Genomic DNA, 17,399 nt, shown 5'->3' on the forward strand with positions numbered 1-17,399 from the left:
GCTCTGCCGACCGCCTACTGCGCCTCGCGCCGCAGGCTCGGCTTCAGCTCCTTGAACCGGCCGAGGAGGCCGTTGACGAAGGCCGGGGAATCGTCCGTGGAGAACTCCCTGGCGAGCTGCACTGCTTCGTCGAGCGCCACGGCGTCCGGCGTGTCGTCCACCCAGAGCAGCTCATAGGCGCCGAGCCGCAGAATGCTGCGGTCGGCCGCCGGCATCCGGTCGAGGTCCCAGTCGACCGCGTAGGTGGAGATCAGCTCGTCGATGCGGGCCACATGATCCGCGTACCCCTCGACCAACTGGAGGGTGTATTCGTTCACCGGCGGCTGCCGTGGGTCGGTCCGGGCGTGCCGCATCCAGTCCGCGAGCACGGACTGCACATCGGCACCGCGCTGGTCGGCCTCGAAGAGAATCTGGAAGGCGCGCTTACGGGCCTTGGTACGGGCAGCCACGGTTAGCTGTTCACCCGGCCGAGGTAGTCGCCCGTGCGAGTGTCGACCTTGATCTTCTCGCCCTCGGTGATGAAGAGCGGCACCTGGATCTCGTAGCCGGTCTCCAGGGTGGCGGGCTTGGAGCCACCGGTGGAGCGGTCGCCCTGGACGCCGGGCTCGGTGTGCTGGATGACGAGCTCGACGGCGGCCGGCAGCTCGACGTAGAGCACCTCGCCCTCGTGCTGCGCCACGACGGCCTCGAAGCCCTCGAGGAGGAAGTTCGCGGCGTCACCGACGGCCTTGCGGTCGACCATCAGCTGGTCGTAGGTGTCCATGTCCATGAAGACGAAGTACTCGCCGTCCATGTACGAGAACTGCATCCCACGCTTGTCGACAGTGGCCGTCTCGACCTTCACACCGGCGTTGAAGGTCTTGTCCACCACCTTGCCGGAGAGCACATTCTTCAGCTTGGTGCGGACGAAGGCCGGGCCCTTACCGGGCTTGACGTGCTGGAACTCGACGACGGACCAGAGCTGGCCCCCTTCGAGCTTGAGCACCAGGCCGTTCTTGAGGTCGTTCGTGGAAGCCACGGTTGCGGAATCTCCTGGACTGCAGGTGGTGGGTACCTCGAAGCCGTACGCCGCAAGCCGTGGGGCTCACAGCGCGAGCAGCTCCTTGGTCGTGATCGTGAGTAGCTCGGGTCCGCCGTCCGCCTCGGGGCGGACGACGAGGGTGTCGTCGATCCGGACACCCCCACGGCCCGGGATGTGAACCCCCGGCTCGACGGTGACCGGCACGCAAGCGTCCAGTTTACCCATGGCCGCAGGCGACAATTGAGGGTCCTCGTCGATTTCGAGTCCCACACCGTGCCCGGTCCACGCCCCGAGCCGCTCACCGTACCCCGCCGCGTCCAGCACATGGCGGGTCACCCGGTCCACGTCACGGCACTCCACACCCGGCGCCAGCGCCTCGCGACCGGCCCGCTGGGCTGCGAAAACAAGGTCGTACAGCTCGATCTGCCAGTCCGAGGGCGTGGTGCCGATGACGAAGGTCCGGCCGATCTCACAACGGTAGCCACGGTAATTGGCGCCCAGGCAGACACTGAGGAAGTCGCCCTCCTCGACCCGCCGGTCGGTGGGCAGATGTCCGGAGCGGCCGGCGTTCGGGCCGGTCCCGACGGACGTGGGGAAGGCCGGGCCGTCCGCGCCGTGGTCGACCAGCCTGCGCTCCAGTTCCAGCGCGAGATGCCGCTCGGTGCGGCCGACCAGGATCGATTCGAGGAGCTCCCCCAGGGCCTGGTCGGCGATCTCGGCGGCGATCCGCAGACAGGCGATCTCCTCGTCGTCCTTCACCAGCCGCTGCCCCTCGACCGCGCAGGCCAGGTCGGTCAGCCGCAGCCGGGGCGCGACCTGGGAGAGCGCACGGTGCCGGGTGACGGTGAGGTGGTGCTCCTCGACGGCCAGGGTGTCCGCACCGGCCGTCGCGGCCAGGTCGGCGCCGGCCACGACCGGGTCGCCACCGCGGCTGGGCAGCACCGACACCCGCACGTCGTCGGCCGGCCGGCCCTCGGCGGGATCACCGCTCAGCGGTCTGCCGCACAGCAGCACATCGTCGGCCGGACCGAGCAGCAGCGCGGCGCCGGGCGGTGCGCAGCCCGTGAGGTAGCGGACGTTCGCGGGGCGCGAGATCAGTGCGGCGGCACTTCCGGCCCCGGCTACGCGATCGCGCAGCCGCGTGCGTCGGGCCGCGTACAACTCGGACATATCACGAGGGTACGGCCGCTCCCCCGAGGCGGCCGGTCGAGCGGGGCCGCCCGGGGGACCGGGCCGGTGCCGCCCGCTACCAGCTCGGCGGGCTGGCGATGCTGCGGGCGACGACGTCGTCCAGCACCCGCACGGTCGTGGCGACGTCGTGCTGGGAGTTGTCGATGATCGGCAGGCCCGAGCCGTACCAGCCGGCCATCCGCCCGTGGATCCTGGCCACTTCTTCGTCGGACAGCCGGCGGTTGCCGCTGCGCCGGGCATTGCGCTCCAGGACGATCTCCAGGCCGGGCAGCAGCACGATCGGCAGCAGGCCGGGGCCCACATGGCGCTTCCAGCCGCCGAGGCCGACGACCGGGCGGTCGGGGAAGACGGCGTCGTCGAGGATGCAGGAGATGCCGTTGGCGAGGAAGTTGCGGGCCGCGAAGCCGCAGGTGCGGCGGGCGAGGCGGTACTGGGCCTCGGAGTGGTCGTTCCAGCCGGCCTGCGGATCCGCGAACCCGGACCGGACCCATTCGCGGACGTCGTCGAGGCTGATGTGCGCGGTCGGCACCCGCCGGCTGTCGGCCCAGTGGCGCGCCACGCTGGTCTTGCCGGCCCCGGCCGGACCGATGAGCAGCACCGCGACGGCCGCCAGCGTGGCGTCCGGCGCTGCGGTGTCGGTGGGCGGGCTGGGCAGCGGCACCGGGGCGGCCGGGGGAAGCTGCACATGGCCGGTGATGTCCGTGCTGTGCGGGGCCTGCTGGGGCGCGGGCCCGTGCCAGCCCTGACCGGGGGCGGGCTGCGGCGCGGGCGGAGGCGGGGCCGGCGGCGAAGCGGGCGGGGTGTGCTGTCCCGGGTCGGGCGTCCAGTTCATGGCGGCACCGGGTGATGCCTGCCCGCGGGGCGGTGGCAGCGGAGCCCCCACTGCGTACTGCATCCGGTGGCTCTCCGTCTCGTGCGGTCGATGTGGTGCGGTGCTCCGTCGGCCGACGTCGGGCGGGGCTGCCGACCGGACGCCGGGGCTCGGCTGCCCGGTGCGTCCTGCGGTAACCCACCGGCCCGGAGGGGCCGTTGTGCCCCACGGCCGTCGGCGTGGGCGGTGCTGCTGCGAACGGTACCCTCCCGGCCGCGGCCGGAGGGCCTCCTCCCCCGGCGCTCGGCACAGGAACGGCCGGGGGTGGAGTGACGTTCCGTGGGGAGGGTCAGCCGTCCAGTTCCTCGGCCAGCGCACGGAGCGCGAGACGGTACGAGCCGATGCCGAAGCCGGCGATCGTACCGCTGGCGACGGCCGCGAGGACCGAATTGTGGCGGAACTCCTCGCGCGCGTACGGGTTCGAGATGTGCACCTCGATCAGCGGGGCGGTGCGCTGGGCGGCCGCGTCCCGCATGCCGTACGAATAGTGCGTGAAGGCACCGGGGTTGATGACGACCGGAATGCGTCCGTCGGCGGCCTCGTGCAGCCAGCGGATCATCTCCCCCTCGTCGTTGGTCTCCCGGACCTCGGCCTCGAACCCCAGCTCCTTGCCCAGCCGGGTGCACTCCTCGACCAGCCCGGTGTAGGACGTGGCGCCGTAGACATCGGGTTCACGGGAGCCCAGCCGGCCGAGGTTGGGGCCGTTGAGGACCAGCACCCGGCGGGTCACGCCGCGATCTCCGCGTGCGCGGCGAGCAGCATGGCCGGGTCCGGGCCCTCCAGGACGGTCGGCTTGGCGAGGCCGTCCAGGACGATGAAGCGCAGCCGGTCACCGCGGGACTTCTTGTCGACCTTCATGGTCTCCAGCAGCTTGGGCCACTGGTCACCGCGGTAGGTCAGCGGCAGCCCGACGGACTCCAGGACGGAGCGGTGCCGGTCGGCGGTGGCGTCGTCCAGGCGGCCGGCGATCCGGCCGAGTTCGGCGGCGAAGACCATGCCGACGGAGACGGCCGCGCCGTGCCGCCAGTTGTAGCGCTCGTTCTTCTCGATGGCGTGCGCCAGGGTGTGGCCGTAGTTGAGGATCTCGCGCAGACCGGACTCCTTGAGGTCCGCGGAGACCACCTCGGCCTTGACCCGGATCGCCCGCTCGATCAGCTCGGCGGTGTGCGCACCGTCCGGGCGCTTGGCGGCCTCCGGGTCCGACTCGATCAGTTCGAGGATCGCCGGGTCGGCGATGAAGCCGGCCTTGATGACCTCGGCCAGACCGGAGACGTAGTCGTGCACCGGCAGCGAGTCGAGCGCGGCCAGGTCGCAGAGGACTCCGGCCGGCGGGTGGAAGGCGCCGACGAGGTTCTTGCCCTCGGCGGTGTTGATGCCGGTCTTGCCGCCGACCGCCGCGTCCACCATGCCCAGGACCGTCGTCGGCACCGCGATCCAGCGCACTCCGCGCAGCCAGGTCGCGGCGACGAAGCCGGCCAGGTCGGTGGTGGCGCCGCCGCCGACACCGACGAGCACATCGCTGCGGGTGAAGCCGGACTGGCCGAGCGCCTTCCAGCAGTACGCCGCGACCTCGGCGGTCTTGGACTCCTCGGCGTTCGGCAGCTGGACGGCGATCGCCTCGTAGCCCTGGGAGGCCAGGTCCTCGCGCAGCGCCTCGCCGGTGGCGGCCAGCGCCTCCGGGTGCAGCACCGCGACCCGCTTCGCGCCGTCGCCGATCAGACCCGGGAGTTCGCCGAGCAGCTGCCGCCCGACGAGCACCTCGTACGGGTCGGTGCCCGCCGTGCCGCCGACCTGGATACGGGTGGCCTGCTCCGTCATGCCTGTTCCTCCCTGTGGGCGGCCGGCGGGGTCTGCCCCGCGGCCTGCCGTAGCTCCAAAGCGTCCAGGATCGCCTCGGCGACCTGCGCGGGGGTGCGCTCCGCCGTGCTGATCACGGCGCGCGCCACCTCGGTGTACAGCGGGCGGCGGCGTTCCATCAGCTCACGCCACTGCTTCCGCGGGTTGACGGCCAGCAGCGGGCGGGGCGCGTCGAGGCCCACCCGCTTGACGGCATCGGCGAGTTGGACGTCCAGGAAGACCACCGGCAGGCCGGCCAGCAGCTTGCGGGTGCCGTCGTCCAGGATCGCGCCACCGCCGAGCGAGAGCACGCCCGGGTGGCTCTCCAGCGCGTCACGCACCGCGGTCCGCTCCAGTGCGCGGAAGTGCGGCTCGCCCTCGTCGATGAAGATCTCGGCGATCGGCCGGCCGGCCGTGGCGACGATGTCGGCGTCGGTGTCCCGGTAGCCGACGCCCAGCCGGTCGGCCAGCAGCGCGCCCACCGTCGACTTGCCGGCCCCGGGCGGGCCGACCAGCACGACGAGCGGGGACGTCATTTGATCGCCAGGTTGTCGAGGAAGCTGCGCACATTGCGGCGGGTCTCGGGCACGCTGTCGCCGCCGAACTTCTCCAGCACCGCGTCCGCCAGCACGAGGGCCACCATCGCCTCGGCGACGATGCCCGCGGCGGGCACCGCGCAGACGTCCGAGCGCTGGTGGTGCGCCTTGGCCGCCTCACCGGTGGTCACATCGATGGTCGCCAGCGCCTTCGGCACCGTCGCGATCGGCTTCATCGCGGCGCGCACCCGCAGCAGCTCGCCGGTCGTCAGCCCGCCCTCGGTGCCGCCGGAGCGGCCCGAGCTGCGCTTGATCCCGTCGTCGGTCGAGAGGATCTCGTCATGGGCCTTCGAGCCCGGCACCCGCGCCAGGTCGAAGCCGTCACCGACCTCGACGCCCTTGATCGCCTGGATGCCCATGAGGGCGGACGCCAGCCGGGCGTCCAGACGCCGGTCCCAGTGGACGTGCGAGCCGAGGCCCACGGGCACGCCGTACGCCAGCACCTCGACCACGCCGCCGAGGGTGTCGCCGTCCTTGTGGGCCTGGTCGATCTCGGCCACCATCGCCTTGCTCGCGTCCGCGTCCAGGCAGCGCACCGGGTCGGCGTCCAGCTTCTCCACGTCGGAGGGCTTCGGGTAGACCCCGTACGGGGCCTTGGCCGCGGCCAGCTCGACGACGTGCGAGACGATCTCGATGCCGGCCGTCTCCTTGAGGAAGGAACGGGCGACGGCTCCCAGGGCGACCCGGGCGGCGGTCTCGCGGGCGGAGGCGCGCTCCAGGATCGGGCGGGCCTCGTCGAAGCCGTACTTCTGCATCCCGGCGAGGTCGGCGTGGCCGGGGCGGGGACGGGTCAGCGGCGCGTTACGGGCCAGCGCGGCCAGCTCCTCCGCGTCCACCGGGTCGGCCGCCATCACCTGCTCCCACTTGGGCCACTCGGTGTTGCCGACCATCACGGCCACCGGCGAGCCCAGCGACAGGCCGTGCCGCACCCCGCCCAGGAACGTGACCTGGTCCTGCTCGAACTTCATCCGGGCACCGCGGCCGTAGCCGAGCCGGCGCCGGGCCAGGGCGTCCGCCACCATCTCCGTGGTGATCGGGACTCCGGCCGGAAGGCCCTCCAGCGTCGCCACGAGTGCGGGGCCGTGCGACTCCCCCGCCGTCAGCCAGCGCAACCTGCTCAACGGTGCTCCTCATGTACTGCTCATCCGCATACGGTCTTCCCCCGATCCTCCCACGTCGCGCCCGACGGGCGGCGCCCAGTCCAGCGGGCGGACCGGGCGCGTGAGGACGGAAGGGACGGGGCGGGACGGACCGGACGGGTCAGCGGGCGGCGAGCGCCGCCTCGCCGGCCGTGCGCATCGCGGCCAGCGGCGCCGGGGACCGCCCCGTCATCTGCTCCACCTGGAGTACGGCCTGGTGGACCAGCAGGTCCAGGCCGCCGACCACGGCGCCGCCACGGGCGGCCCAGGCGGTGGCCAGCGTCGTCGGCCAGGGCTCGTAGAGGACGTCGAAGAGCGTGCCGGGCCGCTCGGGGACGGCCGCGGCGAGCGCGTCGGTGGTGCCCGCCGGGGTCGTGGCGATGGTCAGCGGCGCCTCGAACGCCGCGGCGGCGTCCTCCCAGGCGGCGGTGCGGACCGTGACGCCCAGCCGCTCGCCCCAGCCGCGCATCTCGTCGGCCCGCGCCCGGCTGCGGACGTACGCGGTGACCTCGCCGGTGCAGATCCGGGAGAGCGCGGCGAGCGCCGAGGAGGCGGTGGCGCCGGCGCCCAGGACCGACGCCCGCTCGACCTGCCGCACGCCGCGTTCGCGCAGCGCGGCGAGCATGCCCGGGATATCGGTGTTGTCGCCGTGGCGGCGCCCGTCGGCGGTGAGGACGACGGTGTTCACCGCCTCGACCGAGGCCGCGGTGGCGCTGATCTCGTCGAGCAGCGGGATCACCGCGCGCTTGAGCGGCATGGTGAGCGACAGGCCCGCCCAGGTGGCGTCGAGGCGCTCCATGAAGGCGGGCAGTGCCGCTTCGTCGACCTCGTGGCGGTCGTACGTCCACTCGCTCAGCCCCAGTTCCCGGTAGGCGGCGCGGTGCAGCACCGGCGAGAGGGAATGGGCAATCGGGGAGCCGAGGACCGCGGCTCGACGTGTGGCGCTCATTGCTTGTTTTTCTCTTGTTCCTTTTCGTAGATGCGCCGGTTCCGCTCGTGCTCTTCGTTCGTCACGGCGAACAGCGTCTTTTCCGGGTTGATCGAGACGAAGTAGTACCAGTTGCCCTTTTCCGGGGCGATGGCCGATTTGAGCGCCACCTCACCCGGATTGCCGATCGGGCCCGGCGGCAGTCCCTTGAACTTGTAGGTGTTGTACGGATCGTTGAAATTCCGCAGATTGTCGACGGATCCGGTGTCCAGGGTGCTCTGCGACTTGGCGTAGTTCACCGTCGAGTCGAAGTCCAGCAGGCCGTACGTCTCGGTGTTGTCCGGCTTGAGGCGGTTGTAGACGACGCGCGCGACCTTGACGAAGTCATGCTTGTACTTGCCTTCGGCCTGCGTGAGGCTGGCGACGGTGAGCAGCTGCATCGGCGAATCGAGCTTGAGCTTGCGCGCATTCCCTTCCAGGTCGTATTTCGTATAGACCTGGTTCGCCCGCGCCACCATCTGCTTCAGGACCGCGGCCGGCTTCGTCTTGCCGCCCACGCTGTACGTGGAGGGGTAGAGGAATCCCTCCAGCGGGTCCTTCAGCTTCGAGGAGTTGTTCGCCCACGACGGCAGCCCGAGGTTCTTGGCCTCGCGCTCGGCGACACCCTCGGTCGCGCCCTTCTTGAGGTGCAGCTTGGTGTCGATGAGCTTGTAGACGTCGGCGGAGCGCAGACCCTCACGGATCGTCAGCCCGTTACGGCTCTTGGGGTCCAGCATCAACTCGATGGCCGAGGCCGCCGACATCTGCTTGCGCAGCGAGTACGTACCGGCCTGGAGGCTCTTGTCGCCGGCCGCCTCGGTGAAGGCGCCGACGCTCTTGATGACGCCCTCGCGCTGGAGGATCTGGCCCATGTCCGAGAGCGTCGAACCGTCCGGGATGTCGACCTGGACATCGCCGGACCCCTCGCCCTCGTAGTCGGGGGCCGAGCCGAAGTGCGCCATGAAGAAGTCGTAGCCGAAATAGCCGACGGTGCCCACGGCCCCGGCGAAGACCAGCGCGACGACCAGGCAGGCGGTGCCGCTGCGCCGTTTTTTGTTCTTCTTGCCACGGCGCTCGCGGCCGGCCCGGCGCTGTTCGCGCGGGTCGTTGTCGTCGTGGTCGTCGTCGCCGCCCGCGAAGAACGCATGCTCCGGCTCCGGCTCGCGCGGTTCCGGTTCGGCCCGCCAGTCGTCGCCGGCGCCGTCGCCCTCGCCGTAGTGCGGCTCCGTCTGCTGCGGATACTGCGGGTTCTGCTGCTGCGGGTGCGGCGGCTGCTGCTGGTACTGCTGCTGTTGCTGCTGCTGCCGGAGGTGCTGAGGCTGCGGCGGCGGATAGGCGTCGGGGGTGGCGTAGTAGTCGGGGCTCGTACCGCTGTACGGGTCGACCGGCGGCTGCTGCTGCCCGTAGGGGTCGTACGGCTCGTACGGCAGCTGCCCGCCCTGCGTGTCCCAGCCGCCGTCGTAGTGCTGCTGGGCATACGGGTCGGCCTGCTGCTGGGGATACCGGGGGGCCGGCTGTCCGTCCCACTGAGGCTGCTGCGCCTGGCCTCCGGAGGAACCCTGGTCTCCGTAGAGCGGGTCCTCGGGGTGCCACGGTTCGGAGCCGTAGCCCCGGCCATACTCGGTCATCGATCCCCTAGAGCCGAGAGGCGGTGCGCTCCGGCCTGGCAGCGCGCTTGCTGTACCCGACCCGCCTCTACTTGCACGCGCGGCTGTTCGAACGCCGCACATCGCGCGGAACGTTACCGTACCGCGATCAGATGACCACTTCGACGCACTCGCCTGGAGGTTCCCCGGAGACGCGTTCGGTCTCCAGTGCGCTCTGGAGGATGACCACCGCCGCCGCCTGGTCGACGACCGAGCGGCCCTTCTTGCTCCGCACGCCCGAGGCCCGCAGGCCCTGGGTCGCGGTGACCGTCGACATCCGCTCGTCGACCAGCCGGACCCCTACGGGTGCGATGTTCCGGGCCATCTCCTGGGCGAAGGCCCGGACCTTGGCCGCGGCCGGCCCCTCTCCCCCATTGAGGGAGCGGGGCAGGCCGACCACGACTTCGAGGGGTTCGTACTCGTCGACGATCGCCTTGAGACGACGATGTGCTGACGGAACGTCCCGTCCCGGCACGGTCTCGACGGGAGTGGCGAGGACCCCGTCGGGGTCGCACGAGGCGACCCCGATACGGGCGTCCCCGACATCCACCGCGAGGCGTCGGCCGCGTCGCATCTCACTCACGCGCGTCAGGCCGCCTCGGCGACGAGGCGCTCGACGGCCTCGATGGCCTCGGGCACCGCGGCGGCGTTCTGGCCGCCGCCCTGGGCGACGTCCGGCTTGCCGCCGCCACCGCCGCCGAGCGTCTTGGCGGCCGTACGGACCAGGTCACCGGCCTTGATGCCGCGCTCGCGGGCGGCCTCGTTGGTGGCGATGACCGTCACCGGGCGGCCGCCCGCCACCGTGAAGAGCGCCACCACGGCGGCCCGGTCGCCGGGGATCCGGCCGCGCACATCGAGCACCAGCTTGCGCAGATCGTCGGCGGAGGTGCCGTCCGGGACCTGACCGGCGGCGAGCGCCACACCGCGGACGTCCTTGGCGCCCGCGGCCAGCCCGGCGGCGGCCTGGAGCACCTTCTCGGCGCGGAACTTCTCGATCTCCTTCTCGGCGTCCTTCAGCTTGGCCAGGACGCCGGAGATCTTCTCGGGCAGCTCCTCCGGGCGTCCCTTGACCAGCTCGGTGAGCTGGGAGACGACGGTGTGCTCACGGGCCAGGAACTTGTAGGCGTCCACACCGACCAGCGCCTCGACGCGGCGTACGCCGGAGCCGATGGAGGACTCACCGAGCAGCTTCACCAGACCCAGCTGAGCGGTGTTGTGGACGTGCGTGCCGCCGCACAGCTCCTTGGAGAAGTCACCGATGGTGACCACGCGGACGCGGTCGCCGTACTTCTCGCCGAATTCGGCGATGGCGCCCTGCTTCTTGGCGTCCTCCATGCTCATGACCTCGGCGTGCACGTCGAGCTCGCGGGAGAGCACCTCGTTGATCTTCTGCTCGACGTCCGTGAGGACTCCGCCGGGCACGGCGGCCGGCGAACCGAAGTCGAAGCGGAAGCGGCCCGGGGAGTTCTCCGAGCCGGCCTGCGCGGCCGTCGGGCCGAGGGCGTCGCGCAGCGCCTGGTGGGTGAGGTGGGTGGCGCTGTGGGCGCGGGCGATGGCACGCCGGCGGGTGATGTCGATGGTGGCGTACGCGGCGGAGCCGAGCACCACCTCGCCGACCTGGACGGCGCCCTTGTGAACCGTGACACCGGGCACCGGCTGCTGGACGTCGCGGACCTCGACGACGGCACCGGAGTCCAGCTTGATCCGGCCGGTGTCGGCGAGCTGGCCGCCGCCCTCGGCATAGAACGGGGTGCGGTCCAGGACGACCTCGACCTCGTCGCCCTCATGGGCGGCGGGGGCCGGGACGCCGTTGACCAGCAGGCCGACGATGGCGGACTCGCCCTCGGTGGCGCTGTAGCCGGTGAACTCCGTGGCGCCGGACTTGTCGGCGACCTCACGGTAGGCGGACAGGTCGGCGTGGCCGCTCTTCTTGGACTGGGCGTCGGCCTTGGCGCGCTCCCGCTGCTCCTTCATCAGGCGGCGGAAGCCGTCCTCGTCCACCGACAGGCCCTGTTCGGCGGCCATTTCGAGGGTGAGGTCGATCGGGAAGCCCCAGGTGTCGTGGAGCAGGAAGGCCTTGTCGCCGGCCAGGACCTTGCCGCCGGAGGCCTTGGTCTCGGTGACGGCGGTGTCGAGGATGTTCGTGCCGGCCTTCAGCGTCTTGACGAAGGCGGCCTCCTCGGCGAGGGCGACCGTCTCGATGCGGCGGCGGTCCTCGAGCAGCTCCGGGTACTGCTGGCCCATGGTCTTGATGACCACGTCCAGCAGCTCGCCGACGACCAGGCCGGAGGCACCGAGCAGCCGCATGTTGCGGATGGCACGGCGCATGATGCGGCGCAGGACGTAGCCGCGGCCCTCGTTGCCGGGGGTGACGCCGTCGCCGATGAGCATCGTGGACGTACGGATGTGGTCGGCGACCACGCGCAGCGAGACATCGCTGTCGTGCGCGGTGCCGTAGCGGACCCCGGTCAGCTCGGTGGCCTTGTCGATGACGACCCGCAGGGTGTCCGTCTCGTACATGTTCGGGACGTCCTGGAGGATCATCGCCAGGCGCTCGAGGCCGAGGCCGGTGTCGATGTTCTTGCTGGGCAGCTCGCCGAGGATCTCGAAATCCTCCTTGCCGGTGCCCTGGCCCCGCTCGTACTGCATGAAGACCAGGTTCCAGATCTCCACGTACCGCTCGTCGTTGACGGCCGGGCCGCCCTCGACGCCGAATTCCGGGCCGCGGTCGTAGTTGATCTCGGAGCACGGGCCGCAGGGGCCCGGGACGCCCATGGACCAGTAGTTCTCCTTCTTGCCCAGGCGCTGGATGCGCTCCTTGGGCACCCCGATGACCTCGTGCCAGATGCGCTCGGCCTCGTCGTCCTCGAGGTAGACGGTGATCCAGAGCTTCTCCGGGTCGAGGGCGTAGCCACCGTCGGCCTGTGAGCCGGTCAGCAGCTCCCAGGCGTACTTGATGGCGCCTTCCTTGAAGTAGTCGCCGAAGGAGAAGTTGCCGCACATCTGGAAGAACGTGCCGTGCCGGGTGGTCTTGCCGACCTCTTCGATGTCCGGCGTACGGACGCACTTCTGGACGCTGGTGGCGCGCGGGGCGGGCGGCTTGACCTCGCCGAGGAAGTACGGCTTGAAGGGGACCATGCCCGCGTTGACGAGCAGCAGCGTCGGGTCGTCCGCGATGAGCGACGCCGACGGCACGACGGTGTGCCCGCGCTCCTCGAAGAAGCGCAGCCAGCGGCGGCGGATTTCAGCCGACTCCATCAGTGGTCCTCTTTTCCAGTCGGTCCGGTCAGACCGGTAGATCCGGTTGTTCTCGTGGTGCGGTACTGCGATTCGAGCACCGCGCGGCGAGGCGCGGGCAGCTCACGCACCTCGCCCGTCCCGCCGAGGCCCAGGGCCTCGTGCAGCTGCTCTTCACGGTCCGCCATTCCGGTCCGTACGTCCAATGCAAATTGGCGCAGCCGGTGTCCGGTCTCGACGGCCTTGTCCGCGGCCTGTGCGGCGAGGCTGTCGGGCTGCAACTTGCGCAGCTTGCGGTGGACCTTGTTGGTGGCCCAGACGCCGGCGGCGGCGCCGGTGGTGAACCAGAATGCGCGGCGGAACATCGCTGTGATCAGTCCTTGGAGCGACGGTTGCGGCGCCCGCCGCGGCGGGCGCCGGGCAGGGTACGGCCGAGGACGACGGTGCGCTCCGCGCGCCGGGCGGCAGGGGCTTCCTCGCCCTTCTTGCCGATCGCGCGGCGCACGCCGTAGCCGAACGCCGCCATCTTGACCAGCGGGCCGCCGAAGGCGGAGGAGACGGTCGAGGAGAGCGCGGAAGCGTTGGCGGTGACCTCTTGGACGTCGGAGGCGATGGCATCGACGCGGGCCAGCTGGGTGTGCGCGGAGCGGACGGTCGCGGAGGCGTCGGCCAGGAGCGGAACGGCCTGCTCGGACACTTCGGCCACCATCTTGGTGGTCGCCTTGAGCGTCTGCGCGAGCCTCACCAGCACGAGGGCGAGGAACGACACGAGGATCGCCCAGAAGACGGCCACGAGGATCCCGGCCACCTCTCCACCGGACACGTTGGCACCACACTCCGACTGATTTGGTCTGGGCTCGTTCCCGCTCGGCTGTCCCGCTCGAACGGCAACCTTGACCTTATCGCGCCGTGACTGTCCGTCCGTACCCCGTTCCCCCTGGAACGCGGAGCGCCGGCCCCGGATTCCCGAGGCGTGATTGTACGGTCCGCATCCTGCCGAGTACGCTCCGTGTGCCATGCGACGCCTCACGCGCCCCGGCCCTGCTCCCCGTCCCTCCCCCGCGCCTCTGCGGGAGCCGGACCGGCCGGGGAATCTTCCCGCGGAGCTCAACGGCTTCATCGGCCGCCACGACGAACTGGCCGCGCTGGCACGGCAGCTGGAATCCGCCCGGCTGGTGACGCTCACCGGCCTCGGCGGCGTCGGCAAGTCGCGGCTTGCCCGCCAGGCGGCAGGGATCTTGCAGGATCGCTTCTGCGATGGGGTGTGGCTGGTCGAACTGGCCTCCCTGCACGAACCCCACCTCCTGGACCACACCGTCGCCGAGGCGCTGGGAGCCACCGGCCACAGCGGCCGCCCGGTGCGCTCCGTACTGTGCGACCTCCTCGCCGACCGGGACCTGCTGCTCGTCCTGGACGACTACGAGCACCTGGTCGACGCCTGCACCGAACTGACCGGGCAGCTGCTGCGCCGCGCCCCCGGGCTCCAGGTGCTGGCCGCGGGCCGCCGGCCGCTCGGGCTCGACGGCGAGCGGACCGTGCCGCTGGCGCCGATGAACACCGCCGATGCGACCACCCTGTTCGCCGACCGCGCCGCCGCCGTCGTCCCCGGGTTCACCGTCGGGCCGTCCAACGAGACGGCGGTCACCGAGCTCTGCGACCGGCTCGACGGCATTCCGCTCGCGCTGGAACTGGCCGCCGGACGGCTGCGGGCACTGTCCGTGGACCAGGTGCTGCACCGGCTCGACGACCGCTTCCGGCTGCTGACCGGCACCCGCCCACGACGCTCCCCCGACCTCTCGACCGCACTCGATCAAGGGGGACCCCCGTCCAAGGTCCCGGCCCCGCGCCGGCAGGGCGGGCCCCCGCCCCGCCACCAGACGCTGCGTACCGCGATCGGCTGGAGCCACGAGCTGTGCACGTCCGAGGAACGGCTGCTGTGGGCGCGGCTGACGGTCTTCGCCGGGCACTTCGATCTGGAGGCGGCCGAATACGTCTGCTCGGGGCCGGAGCTGCCGGCCGAGGAACTCCTCGACGTCCTGGCCGAGTTGGTCACCCAGTCGGTGCTCGTCCGCGAGGAGACCGCGGCCGGGGTCCGCTACCGGATGCTGGACACCGTACGGGCCTACGGGGCGGGCTGGCTGGCGGCGACGCCGGACGGCGAGCGGCTGCGGCGCCGGCACCGCGACTGGTATCTGGGGCTGGCCACCTGGTGCGAACTGGACTGGTTCAGCTCCCGCCAGGCCGAGATCGCCGCCCGGATCGAGGCCGAGCTGCCCAATCTGCGGGTGGCGCTGGAACAGAGCCTGGAGACCCCCGCCGATACCCACCTGGGCCAGTACCTGGCGGGCACGCTGTGGTTCTACTGGGTCGGCTGCGGCCGGCTCTCGGAGGGCCGGCACTGGCTGGACCGGGCGCTGGAGCTGGAGAGCACCCACGACGAGGCGCGGATGAAGGCGCTGTGGGTGGCCGGCTACGTCGCGGTGCTCCAGGGGGACACCGTCGGCGCGCTGGGGGCCCTCCAGGAGTGCCGTGACGAGGCCGAGCGGACCGGCAACGCCACCGCGGCCGCGTATGCGCTGCACCGCACCGGCTGTCTGGCACTGGTCTGCGACGACATGCCGCGCGCCGAGAAGCTGCTGCGCGCGGCGCTGGACCGCTACCGGGAGATCGGCGAGCTCAACAGCAATGTGCTGCTGGGACAGGTCGAGCTGGCGATGGCGGTGGCCTTCCAGGGCGAGCTGGCGGACGCGGTGCGGATGTGCGAGGACGTGCTGGAGGTGTGCGAGGAGCACGGCGAGCGCTGGACGCTGGCGTACGCCCAGTACGTGCTGGCCTTCGCGGCCTGGTCCCGTGGGGACGGCGGGCGGGCCCGTGCGCTGCTGGAGGAGTGCCTGGCCATCGATCACACCTTCCACGATCTGCTGGGCGCGGTGCTGGCGATCGAGCTGCTGGCCCTGGTGACGCTCGACGAGGGCGATGCGGAGGAGGCGGCGGTGCTCCAGGGCGCCGCGGGACGGATCTGGCCGTCGGTGGGGCTACCGCTGTTCGGCTCGCGGCACTTCAACCAGCCGCATGCGCTCTGCGAGGAACAGGCCCGCGAGCGGCTGGGAGCCGAGCGCTACGAGCACTGCCGGCGGGTGGGCGAGCGGCTCGACCTGGACACGGCGGTGGCCCGGGTCCTGCGGCCCGCCGGCCTGCTGCCCGCGCAGCTCCGTACGGTGCGGATCACGGCGCCGGGCACGCACGAGCCCGCCGCCTCCCCCTCCGCGAGCGGCGGGGAGACGGCGGGCTGAGGTGGTGCTGCGCCTGCGGTGGTGCTTAGCGGGCGTAGTACTCGACGACGAGCTGCTCGTCGCAGATCACCGGGATCTCCTTGCGGTTCGGGTCCCGGTCGAGACGGAACGCCAGAGCCGGCAGGTTGACCTCGAGGTAGCGCGGGGTCTCACCGTCGGTGTCGTAGCCACCCTCGCGGGCGACCTGGAAGGGGTGCTTCTCGCGGCTGCGCTCGCGGACCATCACGACGTCGCCGGGGCGGACGCGGAAGGACGGCTTGTCGACCTTGCGGTCGTTCACCGAGATGTGGCCGTGGACGACCATCTGACGAGCCTGGTAGATGGTGCGGGCGATGCCCGACCGCAGGACGAGCGCGTCCAGACGGCGCTCAAGCTCGATGATCAGCGCTTCGCCGGTCTTGCCTTCGACCTTCCGAGCGCGGTCGTAGGCACGCGCCATCTGGCGCTCGCTGATGTCGTACTGCGCACGCAGGCGCTGCTTCTCGAGCAGACGGACCTTGTAGTCACTGCTCTGCTTGCGGCCACGGCCGTGCTCGCCGGGCGGGTAGGGACGGGCCTCGAAGTACTTGACGGCCTTCGGCGTCAGCGCGATGCCGAGCGCGCGGGACTTCTTGACCTTGGGACGCGACTGGTTCACGTGGAACGGACCTCCGTGTAAGTTAGGTGAGGCTTACCTTAGCGCGAGGAGGACGTATGTTTCGACCTGGGATCCCCCTGCCCAGTGCACACCGCACCGAGGCGGGTCAGCCGCGTCCCGTGGAAGACGCCCAGCAGCCCACAGCCGCAGAGCGCGTACGAACCCTCGTCGAGTCCAATGGTATGGCGTCTTTGAGCATCCCTGGTGTCGAGGACCCCGACGAGACGGGTCTGTCGGCTCCCGTCTGCCGCACGGTGACACCCGACGGAGACGTGCTGTTGCTGGTTCCAGGCGATTCTGCGGCGGCTCGGGCGGCCGCACACGCCCAGGACGACGACCTGACAGCAGTGATGGAGATCACGGACGTCGCACCGGTTTCGGTGCCTCATCGCATCCGCGGACGGGCCTGGGTGGCCGGCTGGCTGACCCCCGTACGCAATGAGCAGCGCGCCGAGGCGGCGATGCTGCTCGCGGAGCGGCACCCGGTGGGCGAGCTGCTCGGTATCGGTGAGGCGCTCCAGCCGGACCCGGCACCGGGCCTCTACGGGCGGACCTCCTGGATGATGCTGCGCCTGGAGGTCGGCGAGGGCGCGGTGGACGACCTGTGGGGCGCCGAACCCGTCGAGCCCGACGAGTTCGCCACCGCGGCCCCCGATCCGCTGGCCGCCCATGAGGCGGAGCTGCTCCAGCATCTGCACGCGGCACACAACGAGCAGGTGCGCGGGCTGTGCGCCCTGCTGGGCGACCGCCAGGAGCTCTGCGGACTGCGCGACCGGGCCGTGCCGGTGGGTCTGGACCGCTTCGGGCTGCGGGTCCGCTTCACGGATGCCGCGCAGCGGTCCTTCGACGCGCGGTTCGACTTCCCCGAGCCCGTACGGGACGTGGCGGAGCTGCGGCGGGCGATGCATCTCCTCTTCGAGGCGGCGGCCGAGTAACCCGGAGCCGCTCGTCGGCCGCGGTGCACT

At 71.4% G+C, this 17,399-nt stretch carries 17 protein-coding genes; 2 read left to right on the forward strand and 15 right to left on the reverse strand.

Features of this window, described 5'->3' with window-relative positions:
- Positions 1 to 14 precede the first annotated feature (14 nt).
- The 14 genes from nusB to M8I34_RS30995 form a co-directional block, all read right to left on the reverse strand.
- Positions 15 to 449, reverse strand: coding sequence for a transcription antitermination factor NusB (gene nusB, locus M8I34_RS30930; RefSeq protein ID WP_244415980.1), 435 nt, complete (start codon positions 447 to 449; stop codon positions 15 to 17).
- A 2-nt stretch (positions 450 to 451) separates the two neighbouring features.
- Positions 452 to 1,018: an elongation factor P gene (efp, locus tag M8I34_RS30935; protein WP_030076436.1), complete on the reverse strand. Its 567-nt coding sequence runs from the start codon at positions 1,016 to 1,018 to the stop codon at positions 452 to 454.
- A 66-nt stretch (positions 1,019 to 1,084) separates the two neighbouring features.
- Entirely contained in the window at positions 1,085 to 2,191 is a 1,107-nt protein-coding gene (locus M8I34_RS30940; protein WP_250055020.1) for an aminopeptidase P family protein, read from the reverse strand.
- Positions 2,192 to 2,267: 76 nt separating this feature from the next.
- Positions 2,268 to 3,107 carry a Pro-rich N-terminal domain-containing protein gene (locus M8I34_RS30945; RefSeq protein ID WP_250055022.1) on the reverse strand — a complete coding sequence of 280 codons (840 nt, stop codon included), beginning with the start codon at positions 3,105 to 3,107 and terminating at the stop codon, positions 2,268 to 2,270.
- 265 nt (positions 3,108 to 3,372) lie between these two features.
- Positions 3,373 to 3,813 carry a type II 3-dehydroquinate dehydratase gene (aroQ, locus tag M8I34_RS30950; protein ID WP_250055024.1) on the reverse strand — a complete coding sequence of 147 codons (441 nt, stop codon included), beginning with the start codon at positions 3,811 to 3,813 and terminating at the stop codon, positions 3,373 to 3,375.
- Positions 3,810 to 4,901: a 3-dehydroquinate synthase gene (aroB, locus tag M8I34_RS30955; RefSeq protein WP_250055027.1), complete on the reverse strand. Its 1,092-nt coding sequence runs from the start codon at positions 4,899 to 4,901 to the stop codon at positions 3,810 to 3,812. Before aroB ends, aroQ begins: the two co-directional genes overlap by 4 nt.
- Positions 4,898 to 5,455: a shikimate kinase gene (locus M8I34_RS30960; protein ID WP_244415975.1), complete on the reverse strand. Its 558-nt coding sequence runs from the start codon at positions 5,453 to 5,455 to the stop codon at positions 4,898 to 4,900. The genes aroB and M8I34_RS30960 overlap by 4 nt, the downstream gene beginning before the upstream one ends.
- Complete coding sequence (gene aroC, locus M8I34_RS30965) at positions 5,452 to 6,636, reverse strand: chorismate synthase (RefSeq protein WP_244415974.1); 1,185 nt, start codon at positions 6,634 to 6,636, stop codon at positions 5,452 to 5,454. Before aroC ends, M8I34_RS30960 begins: the two co-directional genes overlap by 4 nt.
- A gap of 139 nt (positions 6,637 to 6,775) precedes the next feature.
- Positions 6,776 to 7,603: a shikimate dehydrogenase gene (locus tag M8I34_RS30970; protein ID WP_244415973.1), complete on the reverse strand. Its 828-nt coding sequence runs from the start codon at positions 7,601 to 7,603 to the stop codon at positions 6,776 to 6,778.
- Positions 7,600 to 9,249 (reverse strand): endolytic transglycosylase MltG, encoded by a 1,650-nt coding sequence (mltG, locus tag M8I34_RS30975; protein ID WP_250055029.1) that lies wholly within the window; start codon positions 9,247 to 9,249, stop codon positions 7,600 to 7,602. Before mltG ends, M8I34_RS30970 begins: the two co-directional genes overlap by 4 nt.
- A 127-nt stretch (positions 9,250 to 9,376) precedes the next feature.
- Positions 9,377 to 9,841, reverse strand: a complete 465-nt coding sequence (ruvX, locus tag M8I34_RS30980; protein ID WP_030076412.1) for a Holliday junction resolvase RuvX — start codon at positions 9,839 to 9,841, stop codon at positions 9,377 to 9,379.
- 14 nt (positions 9,842 to 9,855) lie between these two features.
- Positions 9,856 to 12,525: an alanine--tRNA ligase gene (gene alaS / locus M8I34_RS30985; RefSeq protein ID WP_250055031.1), complete on the reverse strand. Its 2,670-nt coding sequence runs from the start codon at positions 12,523 to 12,525 to the stop codon at positions 9,856 to 9,858.
- Positions 12,525 to 12,869 carry a DUF6167 family protein gene (locus M8I34_RS30990; protein WP_030076408.1) on the reverse strand — a complete coding sequence of 115 codons (345 nt, stop codon included), beginning with the start codon at positions 12,867 to 12,869 and terminating at the stop codon, positions 12,525 to 12,527. Before M8I34_RS30990 ends, alaS begins: the two co-directional genes overlap by 1 nt.
- Positions 12,870 to 12,877: 8 nt before the next feature.
- Positions 12,878 to 13,327, reverse strand: coding sequence for a DUF948 domain-containing protein (locus M8I34_RS30995; RefSeq protein ID WP_244415970.1), 450 nt, complete (start codon positions 13,325 to 13,327; stop codon positions 12,878 to 12,880).
- Between the two features lie 193 nt (positions 13,328 to 13,520).
- Between M8I34_RS30995 and M8I34_RS31000 the strand changes: the two genes are divergently transcribed.
- Complete coding sequence (locus tag M8I34_RS31000; RefSeq protein WP_250055033.1) at positions 13,521 to 15,797, forward strand: AAA family ATPase; 2,277 nt, start codon at positions 13,521 to 13,523, stop codon at positions 15,795 to 15,797.
- Positions 15,798 to 15,822: 25 nt separating this feature from the next.
- On the opposite strand, the gene rpsD is transcribed toward M8I34_RS31000, so the two are convergent.
- A complete protein-coding gene (gene rpsD / locus M8I34_RS31005; protein WP_030987289.1) occupies positions 15,823 to 16,434 on the reverse strand; it encodes a 30S ribosomal protein S4 in 612 nt (203 codons plus the stop codon).
- 182 nt (positions 16,435 to 16,616) lie between these two features.
- On the opposite strand from rpsD, the gene M8I34_RS31010 reads away from it, so the two are divergent.
- A complete protein-coding gene (locus M8I34_RS31010; RefSeq protein WP_250055035.1) occupies positions 16,617 to 17,369 on the forward strand; it encodes a DUF2470 domain-containing protein in 753 nt (250 codons plus the stop codon).
- Positions 17,370 to 17,399: the final 30 nt, after the last annotated feature.

The organism is Streptomyces sp. MCA2 (genome assembly GCF_023544705.1).
Classification (GTDB): Bacteria; Actinomycetota; Actinomycetes; order Streptomycetales; family Streptomycetaceae; genus Streptomyces; species Streptomyces decoyicus.